A 22979-nucleotide genomic window follows, 5' to 3' on the forward strand; every position below is an offset into this window, starting at 1 on the left:
TGTGGTTAGTCTTTGGACGAAGCTATTGATCGAAGCCCCGGTAAACGGCGGCCGTAACTATAACGGTCCTAAGGTAGCGAAATTCCTTGTCGGGTAAGTTCCGACCTGCACGAATGGCGTAATGATGGCCAAGCTGTCTCCACCCGAGACTCAGTGAAATTGAAATTGCCGTGAAGATGCGGTGTACCCGCGGCTAGACGGAAAGACCCCGTGAACCTTTACTACAGCTTGACACTGAACATTGACCCTACATGTGTAGGATAGGTGGGAGGCTTTGAAGCGTTGTCGCTAGATGATGTGGAGCCGACCTTGAAATACCACCCTTGTAGTGTTGATGTTCTAACGTTGGTCCCTTATCGGGATTGCGGACAGTGTCTGGTGGGTAGTTTGACTGGGGCGGTCTCCTCCCAAAGAGTAACGGAGGAGCACGAAGGTTGGCTAAGTATGGTCGGACATCATACGGTTAGTGCAATGGCATAAGCCAGCTTAACTGCGAGACAGACACGTCGAGCAGGTACGAAAGTAGGTCATAGTGATCCGGTGGTTCTGTATGGAAGGGCCATCGCTCAACGGATAAAAGGTACTCCGGGGATAACAGGCTGATACCGCCCAAGAGTTCATATCGACGGCGGTGTTTGGCACCTCGATGTCGGCTCATCACATCCTGGGGCTGAAGTCGGTCCCAAGGGTATGGCTGTTCGCCATTTAAAGTGGTACGCGAGCTGGGTTTAGAACGTCGTGAGACAGTTCGGTCCCTATCTGCCGTGGGCGTTTGAGAATTGAGGGGAGCTGCTCCTAGTACGAGAGGACCGGAGTGGACGAACCGCTGGTGTTTGGGTTGTTATGCCAATAGCATTGCCCAGTAGCTACGTTCGGAACTGATAACCGCTGAAAGCATCTAAGCGGGAAGCAGGCCTCGAGATTAATTCTCACTAGGACTTTAAGTCCTCTGAAGGGCCGTTGGAGACTACAACGTTGATAGGCAAGGTGTGTAAGTGCTGTGAGGCATTGAGCTAACTTGTACTAATTACCCGTGAGGCTTAACCATACAACACCTAAAGGGTGTTGCTTATAGATACCTTATTTTTTGACCATGAATACTTGTTAGTACTCGTGAGATATTTTTAGCTTTTTCGAATGTTAAAGACAACAGTTTTTGCCTGGTGGCAATAGCGTTGTGGACCCACCTGATCCCATGCCGAACTCAGAAGTGAAACGCAACTGCGCCGATGATAGTGTGGGGTTTCCCCATGTGAAAGTAGGTCACTGCCAGGCTCTCATTATCGAAAAGGGCTTCCCGATTGGGAAGCCCTTTTTGTTTGTGTTTAGCATGGCCTGCTTTCAAAAGTAGGGCGGAGGCGGTTAAGGACAAAACGCAGTTTTGTTCCGCCGAAGCACAAGCAGCTATGCTGCGCACCTGACCACCGCCAGGCTCCTATACTAAGCCTCGTCATACGACGAGGGCTTTTTTATTGCCTGCGGTTTAGTCCCACAAAAGCCTTCCAGATATGCTCACACTCAATCCTCAATCACTTTCTCAAGAGTGCCAACCGAGCACATCACAGACATCGTCCTCTTGCACATACAAGGTCGACCAGTGATTACGCTTGGCTTGCTTCTTAACGAGGGCTCAAATCATAAATGTGTAGCTATCCAGCTGCGCGGAAATTACTCTTCGTGCTTATTGAGTCGTTTAACGAAGTGAACGGATAAGAAAAAGAAAGTGAAGGAATTGGTGTTGGCAATTTTAATAACAAAAAGGCAGCGAATGCTGCCTTTTAATACTATTTCTGATAGCTTATTGAGCTGTAGAAGTAGTTGTAGAAGTTGAAGTGCCAGTTGTTGAATCATTGTTTTGATTCGCGGCAATACCAACAACTGCAGTTGCAGCAACAACACCACCAACTACACCAGCTGTAACACCAGCGCCACCAGCAGCTCCGCCAGCTGTACCAGCAGCTGCTTCTTGTGCGAATACGTTAGAAGATAAAGCTAAAGCTGCTACACCAGCTAAAAGTAAAGTTTTCATGAAATTTCCCTGTATTAAATATATTACTGTTTCATTGTATTACTGTGTGGTGATTCTTGCCACATCTACTTACATTTTTATCACTGAAAGTGATAAATTTCCAGCAATAACCAACTAAAAATTAAAGTTTTAACTCAGCAAGGTACTTCTTAAAGCGGTCTCTTAACTCTGGGTGGCGTAAGCCAAATTCGACGATGGCTTTCATATAGCCAAACTTACTGCCGCAGTCATGGCTTTTACCTACCATGTAATAAGCTTGGGTGGTTTCTTTTTCCATCAAGCTTGCAATGGCATCAGTAAGTTGGATTTCGTCACCAGCACCAGGAGCGGTTCTTTCTAATTCTTTCCATATTTGAGCCGATAATACATAGCGGCCAACAACCGCCAAGTTTGAAGGCGCTTCTTCAATCGCTGGCTTTTCTACCGAACCTATCATATCTGATGATTCACCCGGCTTTAGCTTCTTACCATCAATATCTACGATACCAAATTTACTCACGTCCTCTTGGGCGACTGCTTCAACCATTACTTGGCTCGAGCCAGTCTGGTTAAATTTAGTCACCATGTCAGCTAAGTTTTCAGTACGCAGGTCTGAGGTTGAATCATCGAGCACAACATCGGGTAGAAGGACAGCAAAGGGTTCGTCACCTATTAGGGGATGAGCACATAGGATTGCGTGTCCTAGGCCTTTTGCAACGCCTTGGCGAACGTGCATGATGGTAACGTCTTTGGGGCAAATTGAACGTACTTCGTTTAGTAGTTGACGCTTTACCCTTTTCTCTAATGTGGCTTCTAGTTCGAAGCTAGTATCAAAATGGTTTTCTATAGAGTTCTTACTAGAGTGGGTTACTAAAATGATCTCTTTAATGCCTGCAGATATAGCTTCTTGAACAACATATTGAATCAAAGGCTTATCTACAATTGGTAACATCTCTTTAGGGATGGCTTTGGTTGCAGGTAGCATTCTTGTTCCTAATCCTGCTACCGGTAGTACAGCTTTTTGTACTTGTTGGGTCATTTTCAGTCTCTTGAAAAATAAGGTTAAATACCGATGCACTGTAACACGCCAAAATGACATTTTAAATTGAGATATTTGCGAATAGCTATACCTGTGACATTTTTTTTGGGATGGGGAAGTCATCGCCCTTGCAGTGATAGCGAGCTACGGACGATGCCAAAAGACTAACTTAGTCTACGTAGATCCTGTCTTTGTTATCCAAGTAGATTTTTTCACCAATGCCTGGCACTAGCACAATCTGTTCAATGTTTTTGAAATTGCCATGTTGCTTGCGGTACTGAACGATCGCGATGGATTTTGACTCACCAACGCCTTTTAGAGAATCTAGTTGTTCTGCACTGGCTGTATTTAAGTTGATTGGTGTTAGATTTTCATTAGCTAAGGCTGATTGTATATTGATTAAACTAAATACAAGCACCAGTACCAGCTGAATTAATTTCATGGTTCATTCTCCTTTTTGATAAAACCATGAATAACAGTAGAAGATATGTTTTATATGCGAATCACTCATTTGGGCTAAATTGTGACGCTAAGATGACAATTGGGCGATAGCTCGCCCAATTAGATTAAGGAAGTACTTTTTTGAAGGGCTTTACACTTACCTTTGCGTAAACGCCTGCAGCAACATAAGGGTCAGCATCAGCCCAAGCTTTTGCATCAGCCAAACTTTCGAACTCAGCGATGACTGTTGAGCCAGTAAAACCGGCCTCTGCAGGATCTTCAGCATCTATGGCAGGCATTGGGCCGGCAACTAATAATCGCCCTTCGTTGAGTAAAGCGTTTAAACGCTCTAAGTGAGCGGGGCGAGCTTGTTTGCGTTTATCTAAACTATTAGCGACATCTTTCGCATAAATTACATACCACATGCTATTAATCCTTTTTCTCTGTGAGTGATTCTTTTTGTTCTTTTGGCAAATGCTTATAAAGGTAAACCACCGTACCAACCGTGAATACTAAGGTTAATCCAAGTAGACCAAATACCTTAAAGTTAACCCAAAACTCCTCTGAGAAGCTAAAGGCTATATAGAGGTTTAGCGTGCCACAAGCGATAAAGAATAATGCCCAAGCCACGTTTACTTTGGACCAAATATCGTCAGGCAAAGTCATTTCTTTGCCAAGCATTTTTTTGATAAGCGGACTACCAAATGCAAACTGACTGACTAAAAGTACTAAGCCAAATATCCAATTAATAACGGTAGGTTTCCATTTGATGAAGTCGTCATCGCGCAGAATTAAGGTTAAACCACCAAATACCAAAATAAGTACAAAGGAGATGAGATGCATTTTCTCAACTTTTTTGTTTTTGATGTATGAGATAGCCAATAGCAGTGCTGTAGAGATAATTAATGCTAGGGTTGCCGCGTAAATGTCCTGCATTTTATATACAGCGAAAAAAATAATTAAAGGGATAAACTCGAAAAATTGTTTCATAGTTCCTCAGCGCCAGCTGTTAATAAAAAAGCCGCTAAAAAGCGGCTTTTGATAGTAGCAAGATCTTTGGCTAAACGGTAGCCGCTTTCATGTCACAGGCAAACTGCTTGAGTGTTACAAGCATTTGCGCTTTGTCATCAAGGTTGTTTTCGATGATTTTAACCACGGCTGAGCCAGAAATGGCGCCAGCTGCTCCAGCTTCAATGGTTTCTTTTACCTGCTGAGGCGTAGCTATTCCAAAACCCAGTAAGGCTGGCGGCGCATTATGTTGCTTAAGCTTGTTTAACAGCTCTCCCACTGGAGCGCCTGCTTTAGTTTCTGTACCGGTAACACCTGCTCGGCTAACGAGGTAGGTATAACCTTGCCCATATTCAGCTACCTTGGCTAAAGTAGCTTCATCGGCGTTTGGTGGCGCTATAAAGATGCTTTGTAAGCCATGTTTATCAGCGGCTTCTCTAAATGGCGCTGATTCACGAATAGGTACATCTGCCACTAGCACCGAGTCTACTCCTGCAGCGGCAAGCTTTTGATAGAAGGAATCAATGCCGGTTGAATAAACCAAGTTAGCGTAAAGCAGCAGTCCAATAGGTACTTGTGGGTGCTTTTTACGAATCGCACTTAGCATCTCTAAACACTTAGGCGGAGTCACATCAGCCGCTAGAGCACGTACATTGGCACCTTGAATAGTTGGGCCATCGGCTACAGGGTCAGAGAAAGGAATACCCAACTCTAGTGCATCAGCACCTCCTTCAACTAAGACATCTACAATTGCTAGCGATTGCTCTAAATCTGGATCACCAAGTGTAACAAAGGGAACAAAGGCGCCTTGTTGTTGGCTGGCTAATTGCTCGAATAGGTTAGCGTAACGTTGCGTCATTATAAGCTTCCTCTTTGTTCGAATATTTCGGCTACGGTGAAGATGTCTTTGTCGCCACGTCCCGATAGATTTACTAACAAAATTTGTTCTTTGTCTTTATCTTGCTTCGCTAATTTAAGCGCGTAAGCCAAGGCGTGAGCAGACTCAAGAGCCGGAATAATACCTTCACTTTCAGCTAAAATTTGGAAGGCTTCTAAGGCTTCTTCGTCAGTTGCTGATTCATAACCGGCTCTGCCAATGGCGTTTAAGTGAGCGTGTTGCGGACCCACAGACGGAAAATCTAAGCCAGCAGAAATAGAATAAGACTCTTCAATTTGACCGTTTGGATCTTGCATCAATAATGAATGCATACCAAAGAACATACCTTTACGGCCGTGTTTAAGCGGCGCGCCATGTTGGTCGGTATCTATGCCTTTGCCAGCAGGTTCAACGCCAATTAGTTTTACCTCTTCTTCTTTAATGAAGTCAGCAAACATGCCAATGGCGTTAGATCCGCCACCAACACATGCAATGACTGCGTCAGGTAAGCGACCTTCAGCTTCAAGGATCTGTTGTTTAGCTTCTTCGCCAATCATTTTCTGGAACTCACGCACAATGGTTGGGAATGGATGGGGGCCAGCCGCAGTACCTAGCAGGTAGTGAGCGCTGTCGTAACTAGCAGCCCAGTCACGTAATGCTTCGTTACAGGCATCTTTCAGAGTTGAAGAACCACTATGCACAGGAATAACTTCTGCACCCATCAACTTCATTCTGAATACATTAGGTTTTTGGCGTTCACAATCAACGGCACCCATGTAAACACGACACTTAAGGCCGAGCAGGGCACAAGCTAAGGCCGTTGCCACGCCATGTTGTCCAGCACCCGTTTCAGCAATGATTTCTTTTTTGCCCATACGCTTAGCAAGCAATGCCTGCCCAAGTACTTGGTTGGTTTTATGGGCGCCGCCGTGCAGCAAGTCTTCACGCTTAAGGTAGATCTTAGTTTTAGTGCCAGCAGTTAAATTGCGGCACAAGGTTAGCGGGGTTGGTCTGCCTGCATATTCGCTTAGTAGTCCATTAAACTCTTTTAAAAAGTCTGGGTCTTCTTGGGCATCAATAAAAGCTTGTTCTAGTTGGTCGAGTGCTGGCACTAATATTTGTGGCACAAACTGCCCACCAAACTCGCCGAAATATGAATTTAATTTACTCATTGTTGACTCTTATTCGTTAATAATGGTTAACAGTGACTAATCTCTTGAGACTAGTACTGTCTAATCTGTTCGAACGCAGCAATAATTTTTGCTGGGTCTTTAACGCCTGGTGTTTGCTCAACACCGGAGTTTAAATCTAAGCCTGCAGCGGCGTAGGCTAGCGCACCTTGGATGTTGCTTGGGCTTATGCCGCCTGCTAGCATCGCACCTTGGCTGTGCTCACCTAATAGTTGCCAGTTGAAGGTTTGTCCGGTGCCGCCACATTGGCCGGCGACTTTGCTGTCGAACAAAATCTTGTCGGCATTGTTAGGTGCTTCTGGCAGGGCATCACTCACCCCTAGCGCTTTCCATACTAAGCTGTTATTCAGTTTGTTTTTTAACTCTGTAATATATTGTGGGTCTTCGCTGCCATGCAACTGAACGGCATGTAGTTTCAGCTTATTGGCAATTGTTGCCACTTCTTCAACCGAGCTATTTACAAATACACCAACAAAATTAAGCGGAGCGACTTGGGTGAGCTTTTCTGCTTGGGCTAGGCTTACGTAGCGCGGTGACTTCTCAGCGAAAATTAGGCCGCCGTATACTGCACCTGCTTGATAAACGGCTTGTACGTCTAGCTCGCGGGTTAATCCACACACCTTGTTTTCGCCCAAAATAAGCTTGCGGCAAGCCATGTCTACGTCATCTTGGCTCATTAGTGAGCTGCCTACCAAAAATCCGTTGGCGTATTTGGCCAGTTCGCGAACTTGTTGGTGCTGATAAATACCGGACTCTGAGATGATGATTCGATCGTCAGGAATTTGTTTCGCCAGCTCAGGCGTTCTGTCTAAGGTTATCGATAAGTCACGCAAGTTGCGGTTGTTAATACCGATAACTTTTGCATTTAGATCAATGGCGCGCTCAAGTTCTTCTTGGTTGCTTACTTCGGTAAGTACGCCCATGTTGAGCTTATGAGCAACCTCGGCCAGCAAGCGGTACTCGTTGTCATCCAATACCGACAACATCAGTAAGGTGGCGTCGGCTTTGTGATAACGCGCTAGGTAGATTTGGTATTCGTCAATGAAGAAGTCTTTACAAAGAACCGGCTGCTCAACTTGTCCACGTACTTGAGTCACGTAGTCAAACTCACCTTGAAAGTACTTAGTATCGGTAAGCACAGAAATGGCTGCAGCATAGTTTTTATATACGCCAGCAATTAGGTCTAAGTCGAACTCTGGGCGAATCAAGCCTTTAGATGGAGAAGCCTTTTTACACTCAAGAATAAACTTAGCGGGTGAGCCTGATAGCGCATCATAAAAACTGCGCTCTGTGGGCTTAACCTGATCTATAAAGCTTGCTAGTGTTATGCTTTGCATACGCTCTGCTAACCAAATTTCTTTGTCAGCCACAATTTTATCTAGAATGGTGGTTTGTTTTGTTTCTGCTTGGCTCACTGACTCATCTCCGCCAATTGGTTTGCTAGGGTTAGTGGACGACCAGAGGCCATTTCATCTAAGGCCATTTTAACGCCTTGAGCAACATCATCAGCTTTACCTGCAAGCTTAAGTAACAAGGCAACATTAACTGCAACAGCTGCTTGTTGTGCTGGTGTCGCGGTGCCTTGCAATAACTGTAAAGTGATGGCTTTGTTTTTTTCAGGAGTGCCACCTTTAATGGCATCTAGATCGGCTTGCTCAACACCAAAATCAGAAGGGGTTAAGCTATATTCGGTAATCTTGTCGCCGTTAATTTCAGCAATTTGAGTTTCACCATGAATGGCTACTTCGTCTAAGCCTGCACCGTGAACCACCATGGCTTTTTTCATGCCTAGTTGTTGCAAGGTATGCGCAATAGGCGAAATAAGCGCCGGGTCGTAAACGCCCATCACTTCCATGCTTGGGTGAGCCGGGTTTATTAGCGGGCCCAATACATTAAATATGGTGCGAGTTTTTAAGGTTTGTCGCACTGGCATCGCGTGGCGCACACCAGCGTGGTATTGAGGAGCAAACAAGAAGCACAGGCCTAGTTCATCTAAACAACGGCGGGCTGTTTCAGGTGTCATTTGGATGTTAATGCCTAAAGCCGCCAACAAATCTGAAGAGCCCGATTTACTCGATACGCTGCGGTTACCGTGTTTGGCAACTTTAACCCCAAGGCTAGCCGCGACAAAAGCCGAAGTGGTTGAGATATTAATGGTGTTGTGGCCATCACCACCTGTGCCAACAATATCTGCAAAGTCGTATTCAGGGCTTGGGAAAGGCGCAGCGTTGGCAAGCAAGGCTTTGGCTGCACCCGCAATTTCCTGCGGTTGCTCGCCTTTAATTTTTAGCGCGGTTAACAGTGAAGATAAGACAATTGGCTCTACTTCACCTTGAATCACCTGACTGAACACTTGCTGCGCTTGTTCAATGCTTAAATCTTTTCCTTGATATAGCTGCTCTAAAATAGCCTGCATTATGCTTGCTCCTGTTGGATTGCCCAGTCTAGGCTGCGGGCTAACAGTGTTGCCCCTTCGCTGGTTAAAATGGATTCTGGGTGAAATTGAAAGCCAACAACCTTATCCTGCTCGTTAATGATTGCCATTGGCATTTTTTGGTAGTGGGCACTTACCACTAGGCCTTCTGGCATCGAGGTAGCTACCAAGGAGTGATAACGCGCAACTGGAAGTGGGTTAGTTAAACCTTCAAACATTAAACGGTTGTCGTGCTCAATAGCCGATGACTTACCATGCACAATTTCATCAGCTTTACCTACCACACCACCGTAGCTTTCTACTAGCGCTTGGTGGCCAAGGCAAATACCAATAATAGGCACTTCACCTTTACACAAATTAATTAGCTCTAACATACAGCCTGCTTGCTGTGGGTTACCTGGCCCCGGTGATAAAACCAATACCGGCGGTGTAGGGCTATCATCAATATGCTGCTTAATTTCTTTGGCGCTTAAGTGATTGCGGTAGATGCTCACATCTAAGCCTTGGCTGCGAAACTGATCAACAAGGTTGTAAGTGAACGAGTCAAAGTTATCGAGCAAAAATACACTATGAGTCATGGCTAACATCCTTCAAAGTTGAACCGTGAGCACGGGCTATTGCGTTTAGCACCGCTGCTGCTTTGTTTCGGGTTTCATCTGCTTCGGCCTGAGGCAGTGAATCATACACCACACCTGCACCAGCTTGAACATGTGCGACCTGATCTTTAACAAAAGCAGAACGAATAACGATACAGCTGTCCATGTCGCCGTTACCTGCAAGATAACCTACCGCTCCGCCATAACTGCCTCGGCGTTGCTGCTCCACTTGGCGAATTAACTCTGAAGCACGAATTTTAGGCGCGCCCACTAGGGTTCCCATGTTCATGCAGGCTTGGTAGGCGTGCAGTGCATCTAGGTCACTGCGTAAGGTGCCTACAACTCTCGATACCAAATGCATAACGTGGCTGTAACGGTCTACTTTTAGTAGGTCTGCTACGTGGCGAGTACCCGGCTCACTGATTCGAGCAACGTCATTACGGGCTAAATCAACCAGCATTATGTGTTCGGCGGTCTCTTTTTTATCTAGGCGCAGCTCTAGCTCTAGTCGTCCGTCTAAATCTTGATTGATTGAGCCATCGGCATTAAAACCGCGTTTACGAGTACCTGCAATGGGGTAGATTTCAACATCGCGATTATGGCTAGAGTACTTAATCGCACTTTCTGGAGAGGCGCCAAACAATACAAATTCGCTGTCTTGCAGGTAGAACATGTAAGGGCTAGGGTTGGTGATCTTTAGTTCGCGGTAAGCAGCAAGGCTATCGGGACAAGAGAGTTTAAAACTGCGAGATGGAACAACTTGAAAAATGTCACCTTGGCGAATGTAGTCTTTCATAGTTTCTACATTCTGGCAGAAGTCTCGGTCGCTAATGTCAGCTTCAATCTTTCCTTGGTAATCACTAAAATCTGGCTGCGCTTGTTGGTGATTTTTGTGCTCACATAATTCTACTAAGTGGGCTAGGCGTTGATTTATTCTAGCTTGCTCACCTTCGTTATATACCGAGCCAATTAAGTGAGTCACTTGTTCTTGGTGGTCTATTAGTAGCAATGTTTCGGCGAGGTAGAACTGATAGTCGGGGCAAATGTTGGTGCTTTCGGCGACGTCTTGTAGTTGCTCAAAGCTGGCGATGAAATCATAGGCAAATACACCGCCGATAAAAACGCCTTTATCATGAGAGGCTAGCTCACCGTAAAGTGTGGTTATTAATCGTAAGGCATCAACAGGAGAGCTCGCTTTTAAACGAGAATCTTCATCCAAATTAGCGGCTGGGAGTGGGTAATCTAAAACCAGTTGAGTTGCACTATGTTCGGTGATTAAGCTGTTGTCACTGTGTTCTACAACCGCCGAGATAACCGCTTCACCATTGAGTGATACCGCAGTAAACGTCACTTGACGACCTTTACAAGTTATCTTTAAGGCTGCATCGGCCAAAATTAAACTTTGAAGGTTTTCTTTGCTGTCTATCTCGCAGGATTCTAGCAAAACGTTGTGCTGACTCTCTTTGCAAAGCTCTTGATATAAGCTTAGTGGGTCAAGCACGTAGCTAGCATCAATTAAGTTGTTGCTTAGCTGCACCCTAGGGTGATTACTCATGGTTCGTTACTCCTCGTTAAGGCCGTAGCGCAAATATAAAAAAAGCCCGCATTAAGCGGGCTTTTTGTTGTTCTGTTCAATGTATTGGAAATACAACAACTCACACCCGTTTATTTCGGAGTGCGCCACCACCAAGATTTGTTGGTAAGAAGAAAAGTTGTCATGCTTATTCCTAGTCATTTTGATAGACTAAGTTAACTGTAAATGACATCACCAAGTCAAGAAAAAATTTAGGAAATTTAATGCGATTTGATTTGCATTGCCATACTACTGCCTCGGATGGTGGCTTAAGCCCAACTGAAATAGTAATGCGTGCCGAAAACATGCAAGTCGACGTATTGGCTATTACCGACCACGACACCACCGCTGGCATTGCAGAAGCAAAAGCTAATGCGAAGCATGTGCAAATTATCACTGGCACCGAAATCTCTACTGCTTGGCATGCTTTTGATATTCATATTGTAGGCTTGAATATCGATGTGACGTCTACAGAATTACAAAGGCACTTGGCTGAACAACGAGACAAGCGAGAAGTTCGAGCTCAAGAAATGAGCCGCCGTTTAGCAAAAGCCGGTATCCATGATGTTTACAGTGATGCAAAACAATTGGCGGGTACAGCCCCGATAACCCGTTCCCATTTTGCTAAGGTATTGGTGGAACGTGGTATAGCGGCTAATTTCAATAAAGTATTTGATAAGTATTTAAGCCGTGGCAATACCGGTTATGTGCCTAATAATTGGATGAGCATGGGCGATGCAATAGAGGTTATTCATCATGCTGGCGGTGTTGCTGTATTGGCTCACCCAACTCATTATGATTTGTCGAATAAATGGGTGCGTAAGTTGTTGGCCGAGTTTGCCGAATTGGGCGGCGACGGCGTAGAAGTGGCAATGCCGCAAATGTCTAAAGACCAATTACTGTGGCTAGCCGATTTAGCCGAACAAAATGGATTACGTGCTTCTCAAGGCTCTGATTTTCATCATCCCTCTCCTTGGCGTGAATTAGGTAGAGGCTTACAATTACCAGAAAAGTGCCAAGCTATTTGGCAGTTGTGGCCTGGCTTCTCTCCTGAATCCAATCGCTAGGCCCATTAATCGCAGGGACAGTTATGAGTCAGTTTTTCTATGTACACCCCGACAACCCTCAACAGCGCTTGATGAATCAAGCGGCTAATCATATTCAGCAGGGCGGGGTGGTGATCTACCCAACCGATTCAGGCTATGCCATTGGTTGCCATATTGGCGATAAAGCCGCATTAGAGCGCATTTGCCGTATTCGTCAGTTAGATAAAAACCACCATTTTACTTTGATGTGTCGCGATTTATCTGAGCTCTCGGAATACGCACGAGTGGGTAACCAAGCTTATCGCTTGTTACGCAACAATACCCCAGGACCATATACCTTTATTTTTAAAGGTACCAAGGAAGTGCCACGTCGTTTACTCAACCCTAAACGTAAAACCATAGGTATTCGAGTTCCCGACAACAAAATTGCATTGGCGATGCTGGAAGCTCTTGGTGAGCCACTAATGTCATCGAGCTTAATTTTGCCGGGCAATGACTACACCGAATCTGATCCGGAACAAATACGCGACCTATTGGAACACCAAGTAGATTTAATTGTTAACGGTGGCTATTTAGGCGAGCAGCCTACTACTGTTATTGATCTTTCAGAAGATGAGCCAGAGATATTGCGCAGTGGCTCCGGTGATACGAGCCCATTTGAATAATGTCTGAACAGGCTTCTCCTACTCAGCAATTAACCCTAGCCAGCGTAAATGGTGAGCCTTGGCTAGACATGCCGGAGGATTTGTTTATTCCGCCGGATGCCATGGAAGTGATTCTGGAGCAGTTTGAGGGGCCTTTGGATTTATTGCTGTATTTAATCCGAAAGCAGAAGTTGGATATTGAGCACTTACCTGTATTAGCAATCACCCAGCAATATATGGAATATATTGAAGCAATGCGAATGCTCAAATTAGAGCTCGCAGCAGAGTATTTGGTAATGGCAGCGCTGTTAACCGAAATTAAATCGCGTAGCTTGCTACCAGTACAAGAGCACGAACAAGTTGAGGAAGACCCACGGGCTGAGCTTATTCGGCGTCTTCAAGAGTATGAGTTATATAAAAATGCCACCGAAAAAGTAGATAGTTTACCAAGACAGCAACGAGATACTTACACAGCTACCATCAACCGCCCTCAAGATATGCCAATCAATGTTATTTACCCAGAAGTGACGATGGATGAGTTGATTCAAGCTATGCGGGGTATTGCTCAGCGAGTGGCTAACTTTGAACATCATGAAATTAAGCGTGAAAAACTGTCTACTCGGCAAAGGATGAGCGATATATTGGCCAAGTTACAACAACACCAGTTTGTCGAATTTAGTCAGTTGTTTTCCTTATCTGAAGGTCGTAGCGGTTTAGTGGTAAGTTTTTTAGCAATACTTGAGTTAGTCAAAGAAGGTTATATCAAGTGTGTGCAAAGTCAGCCTCTGCAGCCTATTCAAGTATTATTAGTTGATGCGGAGATCTCTGAGCATGGCTAAACCCAATTTAGTTAAGTTAGTTGAAGCCGCTTTGTTTGTTGCTGGCAGACCGCTCAGCGTTAAAGAGCTGCAAGCCACGGTGTTGGCAGATGTAGGATTAGCTAAAGCACAAGTGAATATGGTGCTTGAAGAGTTGTCTTTGCGTTATCAAGATTCGGGTATTGAGTTGGCCGAAACCGCATCCGGGTTTCAATTTAGAGCGCGCCAAGAATATGCGCCACAATTAGCCAACTTATGGGCTGAAAAAGCCCCGAAATTTAGCCGAGCAATGTTAGAAACGCTCACTTTAATTGCTTATCGCCAGCCAATTACTCGCGGTGAGATCGAAGCGATTAGGGGAGTGGCAGTGAGCAGCCATATCATAAGTGTATTGAGAGAGCGCAATTGGATCCGCAGCGTTGGACATAAAGAAATTCCCGGCCGTCCTACCTTATTTGCAACTACAACAAGCTTCTTAGATTACTTTGGTTTGAAAGATCTGGCCGATTTGCCAGAATTAGATCAATCTTTACTTGAAAAACTGCCGCAAGACTTTCAGACTTAGCGCACATTACCACCCGGATAAGAAATATGAGTGAAAAACTTCAAAAAGTCCTGGCCCGTAGCGGTTTAGGCTCACGTCGTGAGATGGAAGCTGTAATTGACGCAGGGAGAGTAAGCGTAGATGGGAGTATTGCCACTTTAGGTGATCGCATCGAAGAAGGGGTTGAAGTAAGGGTGGATGGCCGCATCATCGACATCCAAAAAGTCGAAGACACCATTTGTCGAGTATTGGCTTACCATAAGTCTGAAGGTGAAATCTGTTCTCGCAATGACCCTGAAGGGCGAGAAACTGTATTTGACCGCTTACCACGTTTGCAACATGGTCGCTGGATTGCGGTAGGTCGATTAGATATCAATACCTCTGGTTTATTGTTATTTACTACCGATGGCGAGTTGGCCAACCGTTTAATGCATCCAAGTTTCGAAGTTGAACGCGAATATGCAGTACGGGTATTTGGTGATGTAGATGACGAAGTAATTCGTAACTTGCGCACCGGTGTTGAATTAGAAGATGGCCGAGCAGCATTTACCACGGTTAAGCGCCAAGGCGGCGAGGGTATTAATCAGTGGTACTCCGTGACACTAAGCGAGGGTCGTAATCGCGAAGTGCGCAGAATGTGGGAATCTCAAGGCATGCAAGTGAGCCGTTTGATTCGGGTTCGTTATGGGCTTATTCCTTTACCTAAAGGTTTGCCACGCAGCGGCTGGCAAGAAATGCCCTTAGATCAAGTAAACTACTTGCGTAAGTTGGTACAGCTTAATAAAGAAGAGAATACGATTATCAAGGTGGAAGATCGTGTTCGCAGTACCCAGCGTATTAGAAAGTCGGTGCGTAAACACCGCTCTCGCACGCAAAGCCAAGCGGCAAAGAGAAGGCGTTTAAAATAGCCCTTTAGCCAATAAAAAAGCTCGCTTAGTTGCGAGCTTTTTGTTTTGGCCTTGCGTCAGTTCGCAAAGATGGGGCCTGCGCCGCTAGACCATAAAATAACGGTTGAGATGAGCACGGTCACCAACATCACCAAGCCAACAGTAACTAGGCTACTGGCAAAGATGAAGCCTCGCTCTTCTGGGATGTGCATAATGATAGGCACACCCGTGTACAGCAAATATACGGCGTAAGTAACGCCAACTAAGCCGGCAACCATAACAAACCAAGGTTCTGGATAAAGCGCGGCAAAGCCCACCATATAAATTGGTGTGGCTACGTAAGCAGATAGCTCTAAGGTTTGCTGGTAGGTGGTATCGGTATTAAACGTTTTTGCCATCCAAAGCGCTGCATAAGCTAAGCACAACACTACGGTAACCATGGCAGCATACATAGCCACAGACATGAAAATGGCACTGTCGCTGGTTAATGAAAAGCTGTTTGCTCCCACCTTCCAACCAATGTGTACGGTAGAAAAGTAACCACAAATGGCAGGAATAAGTGCCATAAGTAATAAGTGCGACAAGCTCGCTCCGATCCCTTCGTGGTGCTTGTCAATGTCTTGCCATTCTTCTTTTGTATGTGAAGCTAGTCCCCAAACATGACTAAATAACATAGGCGCGTCCTCGCTAAAATTAACATTAATGCAACATTAATGATTAAGTTATGCGCGATGTCTATGAAATCGTCAAGTAGTTTATTAATTAAACGATTCTGCTGAGAATCTGGGTAAGAGTAGAGTATTCAAGTGCTTGGCTTGGTTTATTAACAATTTACCTAAGCAAAGTGCTAGTACTTAATGTTTAAATTATTGACCAAGCTCAAGCTTCTGTAGCTGACCTTTCGCGCTAAGTTCTAAGCCGTTTTGATCAATTTTTAATACACTCATTTGTTGGTACCAATCTCCAAGTACTACACGATACTTGATTGTATTATTGGTTTGCTGAATAGAGTGGATATCAGGTCGGTGGGTATGACCGTGGATCATGTAGTCGATAGCCTGACATTCAAAGCGTTGTTCAACGGCTTGTTGGTTAACATCCATAATGCCAAGCGATTTGCTGGTGTTGGCTTGTTTACTTTTACTGCGGATTTTGTTGGCAATTTTTTGCCGAACAAATAGAGGCAGCAATAAGAATAAGCGCCTAAGCCAAAGCTTTTGAGTCACCTCGCGGTATTCTTGATAACCTACATCGTCAGTGCATAAGGTATCGCCATGCAAAATTAAGACTTTATGACCGTAAAGATCTACCAATTTCTCTTCTTCAAGCAAGGTCATGCCGCAGCGTTTTGCGTAAGCCTTGCCTACCATAAAGTCTCGGTTGCCATGAATAAAGTAACTTGGCACACCTTTGTCAGATAAAGCTTTTAACGCTTGCTCTACTTGCTTGGCCACCGGTGTTTTATCGTCATCACCAATCCAAAACTCGAATAAATCGCCCAAAATGTAGAGGGCTTCGGCCTTAGGGGCTTGTTGCTGCAAAAAGTCGAGAAAGGCCTGAATAATGTCAGGCCGATCTTCACTTAGATGTAAATCTGAAATGAAATAGGTGTGCACGTAAGCTTATTCCGCAACACTTACAGAAGTGATTAGTACTTCTTCTAAAGGCACGTCTGAGTGAACATAACCAAAGTTACCAGTGTCTACGCCTTTGATTTTGTTGACTACATCCATGCCTTCAACCACTTCACCAAACACGCAGTAACCCCAGCCTTCGGTGGTCTCTGCTTTAAAGTCTAGGAAGGTGTTGTCATTCACGTTAATGAAAAACTGGGCAGAAGCTGAGTGAGGATCCATGGTGCGGGCCATTGCCAAGGTGCCAGTTTTGTTAGATAAACCGTTGTTCGCCTCGTTTTTGATTGGCGCTTTGGTTTCTTTCTCTTCCATGCCAGATGCAAAGCCACCACCTTGAACCATAAAGCCATCGATTACGCGGTGGAAGATAGTGTCGTTGTAAAATCCATCTTTTGCATAAGCAATGAAGTTAGCAGCTGTTTCAGGCGCTTCAGCGGTGTTTAGTTTAACCACGATGTCGCCAAAATTTGTATGTAAAGTAACCATTGTTTCACCCTTTTTTGGTAAGTGCACCGATTCTAAACTTTCCCATGTCTACTGACTAGTCACAGCGCTTAATTCGGCTGTTTTTCCTCAAGCGCAGTGTTAGAATAGCCAACCTTAGCAATAGTCAGTAAATGGAACAGGAAACCAATTAGATGTTACAGATATACAATACTTTAACCCGCAAGAAACAAGCGTTTAAGCCCTTAGTCGAAGGGAAAGTGGGTATGTATGTTTGTGGAGTTACCATTTACGACTACTGTCACATTGGCCACGCGCGTACGTTTGTCGCTTTTGATACGGTTGCTCGCTACTTACGTTGGTCGGGGTACGAGCTTAATTTTGTTCGCAATATTACCGACGTAGACGACAAAATTATTAAACGTGCAGCTGAAAACGGCGAAAGCTGCGATGCCTTAACCGAGCGTTTTACTAAAGCAATGCATGCTGACTTTGATGCACTGAATATGCTGCGCCCAGATATTGAGCCTCGGGTAACAACGCATATGCCAGAAATCATTGAGGTGATAGAAAAGCTGATTGCTAATGGCCATGCCTATGTTGCCGATAGCGGCGATGTACTGTTTGAAGTGAGCACCTTCGCTGATTACGGCAAGCTGAGCTTACAAAACTTAGAAATGCTACAAGCAGGCGCGCGGGTAGAAGTAGAAGAGGACAAGCGTAATCCTCTAGATTTTGTATTGTGGAAAAGTGCCAAACCTGGTGAGCCTATGTGGGATTCTCCATGGGGTAAAGGCCGCCCTGGCTGGCACATTGAATGTTCAGCAATGAATATGAAGCACTTAGGGGATGTATTTGATATTCACGGTGGCGGTTCAGATTTAGCCTTTCCACACCATGAAAACGAAATTGCTCAATCTTGCTGCGCTCATAAGACCAATTACGTGAACTACTGGATGCACTCTGGCATGGTTCAGGTAAACAAAGAGAAAATGTCTAAGTCTTTAGGTAACTTCTTCACCATCAAAGATGTGTTAGAAGTGTATGATCCTGAAACAGTGCGTTACTTCTTGTTGTCTGGTCATTACCGCAGCCAGTTAAATTACTCTGAAGACAACTTAAAGCAATCTCGCTCGGCTCTTGAGCGTTTGTATACTGCCTTGCGTGGTATTGAGCTGGTAGCTGTAGACGAACAAGTAGCAGCTGCTTATCGTGAACCGTTTAAGGCTGCGATGGATGACGATTTTAATACGCCAGAAGCCTTGCCTGTTTTATTCGAGTTAGCAAAAGAAATTAACCGGGTTAAAGAAAGCAATGCAATGTTAGCCGGCCAGTATGCTAGCTTGTTGTTAGAACTTAGCGCAGTGCTTGGCATTTTGACTCAAGATGTAGAAACCTTTTTGCAAGGTGAGCACGATAGTGAAGTGGCTGAGATTGAGGCTTTGATTGCAGCGCGTAACCAAGCGCGAGCTGATAAAGATTGGGCTGCAGCAGACATTGCACGTAATCGATTAACCGAAATGGGTATTGTGTTGGAAGACGGTGCGGCAGGTACAACTTGGCGTAAAGCCTAAGCAAGGTTTACAGATAACAAAAAGGCAGCCTAGGCTGCCTTTTTTACATCTTGTATTTCTTTAATAAGCTTTGGTATTGCTCGCCAGAGGTTACTTTGCTTAGTGCGGCTCTAAAGCGTTGCAAATAATCTGGGTCAGTCCCTTGGCTAAATGCATAACAACCCTCTAATTTACCTAGCTGGTGAACAGGTTCAAATAGTTCACTTTCAAATCCTAAGGCTTTAGCCGTTTGCTCGACGACCTCGGGTTCAGAAGCAATAACATCAACACGCTCGCGCTTTAACATGCGTAAGGCTTTTTCTAAGTCTTCGGTAAGTGATATCTGCTCAAACTCAACGCCTTTATAGAGCAAGAGTTGTTCGCCAACGCCGGCCTTCATAGCGCCAAATAGGAGTTTTGAATTTGGTCCAATTTGGTCAATTTTGATAGCGCGTGACTTTAACGCGATGAGCTTAATATTGGAGGTGGTTATGGGGCAGGCCCAGTGAAACATGTGTTCTCTACGGGGGCTACGCATGGTAAGAAACAATGCCATATTGGGGCGATGCTGTAGCAAATAGTAGGCTTTTTCCCAGGTTTGCACTTTAATAGGTTGAGGATCTTCGCCCATCTCTTGCCACACTAAACGCAGTAGTTCTACAGAAATACCGGTTAGGTGAGCATCTTCTACATAGTTAAAAGGGCGCAGGTTTTCCGTTACAAAGCTAATGTTTTCTGCACGAGCGGCAAAAGGTAAGGTTAAACACAGCAATAATAAGTAACGGTGGAGCATAAGTAATCCTAATCTAGTCCCTTTGTTAAAATTAGCTTACTTTTGATTAAGTTGCAGTGAAAATGGCGAATACTTGATCTGAGTATTCGCCCAGCCAACTATTTGTCGTGGAACTCTTCACAGGCTTCTAAGGTGTTTTGAATAAGCGTTGCTACTGTCATTGGGCCAACTCCACCAGGTACTGGCGTAATAAACGCGGCATTTTGACGAGCAACTTCATATTCAACATCACCAGCTAGTTTACCGTTGTCTAAGCGGTTAATGCCTACATCGATCACCATTGCGCCGGGTTTAATCCATTCGCCAGGAATAAATTGCGGTTTACCTACAGCAACAACTACTAAATCGGCGCGACGCACATGCGCTTCTAGGTCTTTAGTAAAACGGTGACAAGTGGTGGTAGTGCAGCCAGCTAGCAATAACTCTAAGGTCATTGGTCGGCCAACAATATTTGAGGCACCTACAACAACGGCTTCTAGACCGTAAGGGCTGACACCGGTTGATTCAATAAGGGTAATAATGCCTTTAGGAGTACATGGGCGTAGTGCTGGAATACGTTGAGCTAATCGACCAATGTTATAAGGATGAAAGCCATCTACATCTTTGTCAGGGCGAATACGCTCAACCACTTTGGTTTCATCGATACCTTCGGGTAAAGGCAATTGCACCAAGATTCCGTCGATTAGTGGGTCATCGTTAAGTTTGTCAATTTCGGCTAATAGCGTTTGCTCATCAGTGTTGTCATCTAAGTCGATAGACTTCGAAATAAAGCCAACGGCTTCACATACGCGGCGTTTGCTGCCCACATAAACTTGAGAGGCTGGGTTATCGCCAACTAAAATCACGGCTAAACCTGGAGCACGTTTCCCTTCAGCGACTCTTTGCTTAACACGCTCAGCAACTTGATCTTGAACTTGTTGAGCGATTTTTTTTCCATCAATTATTTGTGCAGACATTGATTCTTCTTTAACGAGTGATTGACCATGCTAGAGGGCGCTATTTTGGCATGATAGGCGAATAAATGTCAGATCTTTTTTTTAGCAAAAAGGATGGTTTTAAAAAGAAGTTGAGTGAAACGGCGGAATTTATAAGGCGGATAAAGCAAAAGCCTGCTTGCGCAGGCCTTTATATAACTAAGCAGCAACCCAGAGTAATACAGCGATTACTTGTGGTGATAAAATCCGTAAACACATTACCAAAGGGTACACCGTAGCATAGGCTAAGGCCGAGGCACCGCTGGTACTGTGAATAGAGTTAGCAAATGCCAACGCTGGTGGATCGGTCATCGAACCTGCCATCAAACCACATAGGCTTAGGTAATTCACTTTTAGAACGTAACGCCCAATAAAGCCGATAATAAGTAGGGGAATAAGGGTTATAAAAGCGCCATAGAACATCCAGCTAAGGCCATCGCCCTCAACTAAAGTTTCAATGAAGTTAGCACCCGAGTTAATACCTACAACCGCCAAAAATAGCACAATTCCTATCTCTCTAAGTGCTAAGTTAGCACTTGGTGGCATAAACCAGTAAAGGCGGCCAATACTGCCAATTCTCGCAAGAATAATTGCCACAATAAGTGGGCCTCCAGCTAAGCCGAGCTTAAGAGGAGCCGGTAAGCTTGGAATTGCTAAAGGCAAAGAACCCAGTAAAACACCTAAGCCAATACCAATGAAAATAGGTAGCATTTGCACATGCTGTAACTTGCTACGCACGTTGCCTAAGCTTTTGGCTACTTTTTCAATATCTTGGCTCGGGCCTACGATATTAAGAATATCGCCAAACTGTAAAATGGTGTCTTTGTTAGCAACCAGCTCAACACCGGCACGGTTTAGGCGCGAGATAATTACGTCAAAGCTATGTTTTAAATCTAACTCGCTGAGTTTTTTACCTAAAATCCGCTCTTCGGTGACTACAACCCGTTCACTGCGAAGCAAGGTTCCTTTAGTAGAGAGAGACTCACTGATCTCTTGGCCAATGATTAAGGTGGCTTGTTCCAGTTTGTTGCGATTAGGCCCTACCAAGTGTAGGTAATCACCTAGGTGCATTAGCATATCGGCGCCTGGTACTTTTAGCTCGCCATCAGATTTTACTCGCGAACAAATGACATCTTCGCCAATCAGCTTACTTAACTCAGAGAAGGCAATGCCATTTAGGTTGGGGTTTTCAATAATGACGTTGATATCAAGCAAGCTTTGCTTCTTTTTACCTTTAGTATTATCGAAATCTTCTGCTTCTTGTTCAATATCAACGCGAAAGGCAAGGCGAATGATCCACATGGTAAGCAAAATGCCCAAAATGCCAAAAGGGTAGGCCATGGCGTAACCTAAACCGAGTACGGTGGTTTCCTCGGTAGCCATTCCTAGCTCTTGTAGGATTTGTTGGCCAGCCGCTAGAGAAGGGGTATTGGTAACCGCGCCACTATATATGCCCAAGAAAACATTTAAAGGTAGGTCAAAGATGAAGTGAAGCGCTACTGCAGTTATGCCTCCAAGAACAACAATGCCAACAGCAAGCAGGTTTAACCTTAATCCACTGGCTTTAAGCGAGGCAAAAAAACCAGGCCCAACTTGGATACCAATAGTGTAAACAAATAGGATAAGGCCAAACTCTTTAATAAAATGCAGGGCGTGTGGGTCTAAATGCCAGCCAAATTGCTTAATGAAGTGACCAACAAACAGGCCTCCAAATAACACTCCGCCTATGCCTAAACCAACGCCGCGAACTTTTATTCCACCAAACCATAGTCCTATAACCGCAACAGCCGATAAGACCAATATGGATAACGCAACTTCACTCATGAGATTCCATTCCAATCGCAAAAAAAATTTGTGTTTAATTCTTCAGCAAGAGACTACTACTTTAGTCGTAGTTAACTATTGATTTGGATTAATAAATAACAATGATCTAAATAAACAGTGGCTCCGTTATGAAGATGATGAAGTTTTTATAGCTAATGATTGGTTTTAGGCCTCTGTTTGCTGATTATTACCGCAGGATATTGTTGAAATTCACTCATTTTGGCTATGCTGTAACCAATCGGTAAATATCAGTAAAAAACTGTTTGACGCTGACCAATCAAGTGGGTAGTATTCGCCTCCGTTGAAGGGCACAATCAGTGCTTTAAAACAAATCGGTGATTAGCGTAGTTTGATAGCGCATCGTCGCGAAGCTCATAAAGAGCGGGACCAGAAGGTATAACCTTCTAAAATATCAAAGCAATCGGTGATTAGCGCAGCTTGGTAGCGCATCTGGTTTGGGACCAGAGGGTCGGGAGTTCGAATCTCTCATCACCGACCAAATTTTTGAAGCCTAGTGTTTACACTGGGTTATTTGACGCTAAAGATGCGCCCTTAGCTCATCTGGATAGAGCAACGGCCTTCTAAGCCGTAGGTAGTAGGTTCGAGTCCTACAGGGTGCGCCAAATACATGCTCTAGTAGCATAAAAGTTTG

The 22979-nt window shown here is 44.6% G+C and carries 23 protein-coding genes, 2 tRNA genes and 2 rRNA genes (1 of these 27 running past the window's edge); 10 read left to right on the forward strand and 17 right to left on the reverse strand.

What is annotated here, in order from left to right:
• Both K5609_RS08015 and rrf read left to right on the forward strand, forming a co-directional pair.
• Positions 1-1048 (forward strand): 23S ribosomal RNA (locus K5609_RS08015); it begins 1839 nt to the left of the window's first position.
• A 111-nt stretch (positions 1049-1159) separates the two neighbouring features.
• Positions 1160-1275: ribosomal RNA gene (gene rrf / locus K5609_RS08020) — 5S ribosomal RNA — on the forward strand.
• Between the two features lie 523 nt (positions 1276-1798).
• On the opposite strand, the gene K5609_RS08025 is transcribed toward rrf, so the two are convergent.
• The 11 genes from K5609_RS08025 to K5609_RS08075 form a co-directional block, all read right to left on the reverse strand.
• Positions 1799-2029: a hypothetical protein gene (locus K5609_RS08025; RefSeq protein WP_221076709.1), complete on the reverse strand. Its 231-nt coding sequence runs from the start codon at positions 2027-2029 to the stop codon at positions 1799-1801.
• A 121-nt stretch (positions 2030-2150) separates the two neighbouring features.
• A complete protein-coding gene (gene galU / locus K5609_RS08030; protein ID WP_221076710.1) occupies positions 2151-3047 on the reverse strand; it encodes a UTP--glucose-1-phosphate uridylyltransferase GalU in 897 nt (298 codons plus the stop codon).
• Between the two features lie 169 nt (positions 3048-3216).
• Positions 3217-3489: a ComEA family DNA-binding protein gene (locus K5609_RS08035; protein ID WP_221076711.1), complete on the reverse strand. Its 273-nt coding sequence runs from the start codon at positions 3487-3489 to the stop codon at positions 3217-3219.
• A 124-nt stretch (positions 3490-3613) separates the two neighbouring features.
• Entirely contained in the window at positions 3614-3913 is a 300-nt protein-coding gene (locus K5609_RS08040; RefSeq protein WP_221076712.1) for a YciI family protein, read from the reverse strand.
• A 4-nt stretch (positions 3914-3917) separates the two neighbouring features.
• Complete coding sequence (locus K5609_RS08045) at positions 3918-4478, reverse strand: septation protein A (RefSeq protein WP_221076713.1); 561 nt, start codon at positions 4476-4478, stop codon at positions 3918-3920.
• Between the two features lie 70 nt (positions 4479-4548).
• On the reverse strand, positions 4549-5355 hold the full coding sequence (trpA, locus tag K5609_RS08050) for a tryptophan synthase subunit alpha (RefSeq protein ID WP_221076714.1): 807 nt from the start codon (positions 5353-5355) through the stop codon (positions 4549-4551).
• Positions 5355-6545: a tryptophan synthase subunit beta gene (trpB, locus tag K5609_RS08055; RefSeq protein ID WP_221076715.1), complete on the reverse strand. Its 1191-nt coding sequence runs from the start codon at positions 6543-6545 to the stop codon at positions 5355-5357. The genes trpA and trpB overlap by 1 nt, the downstream gene beginning before the upstream one ends.
• Positions 6546-6595: 50 nt before the next feature.
• Positions 6596-7978 carry a bifunctional indole-3-glycerol-phosphate synthase TrpC/phosphoribosylanthranilate isomerase TrpF gene (trpCF, locus tag K5609_RS08060; protein WP_221076716.1) on the reverse strand — a complete coding sequence of 461 codons (1383 nt, stop codon included), beginning with the start codon at positions 7976-7978 and terminating at the stop codon, positions 6596-6598.
• Positions 7975-8979 carry an anthranilate phosphoribosyltransferase gene (gene trpD / locus K5609_RS08065; protein WP_221076717.1) on the reverse strand — a complete coding sequence of 335 codons (1005 nt, stop codon included), beginning with the start codon at positions 8977-8979 and terminating at the stop codon, positions 7975-7977. Before trpD ends, trpCF begins: the two co-directional genes overlap by 4 nt.
• Positions 8979-9575 (reverse strand): aminodeoxychorismate/anthranilate synthase component II, encoded by a 597-nt coding sequence (locus K5609_RS08070; RefSeq protein ID WP_221076718.1) that lies wholly within the window; start codon positions 9573-9575, stop codon positions 8979-8981. The genes trpD and K5609_RS08070 overlap by 1 nt, the downstream gene beginning before the upstream one ends.
• A complete protein-coding gene (locus tag K5609_RS08075) occupies positions 9565-11148 on the reverse strand; it encodes an anthranilate synthase component 1 (protein ID WP_221076719.1) in 1584 nt (527 codons plus the stop codon). Before K5609_RS08075 ends, K5609_RS08070 begins: the two co-directional genes overlap by 11 nt.
• A gap of 242 nt (positions 11149-11390) precedes the next feature.
• On the opposite strand from K5609_RS08075, the gene rnm reads away from it, so the two are divergent.
• The 5 genes from rnm to rluB are packed head-to-tail and all read left to right on the forward strand — an operon-like array spanning position 11391 to position 15126.
• A complete protein-coding gene (rnm, locus tag K5609_RS08080) occupies positions 11391-12233 on the forward strand; it encodes an RNase RNM (RefSeq protein ID WP_221076720.1) in 843 nt (280 codons plus the stop codon).
• 23 nt (positions 12234-12256) lie between these two features.
• Positions 12257-12877, forward strand: coding sequence for an L-threonylcarbamoyladenylate synthase (locus K5609_RS08085; RefSeq protein WP_016400687.1), 621 nt, complete (start codon positions 12257-12259; stop codon positions 12875-12877).
• Positions 12877-13695, forward strand: a complete 819-nt coding sequence (locus K5609_RS08090; RefSeq protein WP_221076721.1) for a segregation and condensation protein A — start codon at positions 12877-12879, stop codon at positions 13693-13695. Before K5609_RS08085 ends, K5609_RS08090 begins: the two co-directional genes overlap by 1 nt.
• Positions 13688-14239: an SMC-Scp complex subunit ScpB gene (gene scpB, locus K5609_RS08095; protein ID WP_016400685.1), complete on the forward strand. Its 552-nt coding sequence runs from the start codon at positions 13688-13690 to the stop codon at positions 14237-14239. The genes K5609_RS08090 and scpB overlap by 8 nt, the downstream gene beginning before the upstream one ends.
• A 26-nt stretch (positions 14240-14265) precedes the next feature.
• Complete coding sequence (rluB, locus tag K5609_RS08100) at positions 14266-15126, forward strand: 23S rRNA pseudouridine(2605) synthase RluB (RefSeq protein WP_040306893.1); 861 nt, start codon at positions 14266-14268, stop codon at positions 15124-15126.
• A gap of 56 nt (positions 15127-15182) precedes the next feature.
• Here the strand turns inward: rluB and K5609_RS08105 are convergent, their stop codons facing one another.
• The 3 genes from K5609_RS08105 to K5609_RS08115 all read right to left on the reverse strand — a co-directional run bounded on the left by K5609_RS08105 (position 15183) and on the right by K5609_RS08115 (position 17225).
• Positions 15183-15779, reverse strand: coding sequence for a Yip1 family protein (locus K5609_RS08105; protein WP_016400683.1), 597 nt, complete (start codon positions 15777-15779; stop codon positions 15183-15185).
• Positions 15780-15971: 192 nt separating this feature from the next.
• The gene (locus K5609_RS08110; RefSeq protein WP_221076722.1) at positions 15972-16721 is read right to left on the reverse strand and encodes a UDP-2,3-diacylglucosamine diphosphatase; all 750 of its coding nucleotides are present in this window, start codon (positions 16719-16721) and stop codon (positions 15972-15974) included.
• A gap of 6 nt (positions 16722-16727) precedes the next feature.
• On the reverse strand, positions 16728-17225 hold the full coding sequence (locus K5609_RS08115) for a peptidylprolyl isomerase (protein ID WP_016400681.1): 498 nt from the start codon (positions 17223-17225) through the stop codon (positions 16728-16730).
• 152 nt (positions 17226-17377) lie between these two features.
• Between K5609_RS08115 and cysS the strand changes: the two genes are divergently transcribed.
• The gene (gene cysS / locus K5609_RS08120; RefSeq protein ID WP_221076723.1) at positions 17378-18757 is read left to right on the forward strand and encodes a cysteine--tRNA ligase; all 1380 of its coding nucleotides are present in this window, start codon (positions 17378-17380) and stop codon (positions 18755-18757) included.
• Between the two features lie 43 nt (positions 18758-18800).
• Here the strand turns inward: cysS and K5609_RS08125 are convergent, their stop codons facing one another.
• The 3 genes from K5609_RS08125 to K5609_RS08135 form a co-directional block, all read right to left on the reverse strand.
• Positions 18801-19529, reverse strand: a complete 729-nt coding sequence (locus tag K5609_RS08125) for a substrate-binding periplasmic protein (protein WP_016400679.1) — start codon at positions 19527-19529, stop codon at positions 18801-18803.
• 98 nt (positions 19530-19627) lie between these two features.
• Positions 19628-20485, reverse strand: coding sequence for a bifunctional methylenetetrahydrofolate dehydrogenase/methenyltetrahydrofolate cyclohydrolase FolD (gene folD / locus K5609_RS08130; RefSeq protein WP_016400678.1), 858 nt, complete (start codon positions 20483-20485; stop codon positions 19628-19630).
• Between the two features lie 177 nt (positions 20486-20662).
• Entirely contained in the window at positions 20663-22327 is a 1665-nt protein-coding gene (locus tag K5609_RS08135) for a putative transporter (RefSeq protein ID WP_221076724.1), read from the reverse strand.
• Positions 22328-22749: 422 nt separating this feature from the next.
• On the opposite strand from K5609_RS08135, the gene K5609_RS08140 reads away from it, so the two are divergent.
• Positions 22750-22826: transfer RNA gene (locus K5609_RS08140), tRNA-Pro, on the forward strand.
• 47 nt (positions 22827-22873) lie between these two features.
• Positions 22874-22950, forward strand: a tRNA-Arg gene (locus tag K5609_RS08145).
• The last annotated feature ends 29 nt before the right edge of the window (positions 22951-22979 follow it).

The organism is Agarivorans aestuarii (assembly GCF_019670125.1).
Classification (GTDB): Bacteria; Pseudomonadota; Gammaproteobacteria; order Enterobacterales; family Celerinatantimonadaceae; genus Agarivorans; species Agarivorans aestuarii.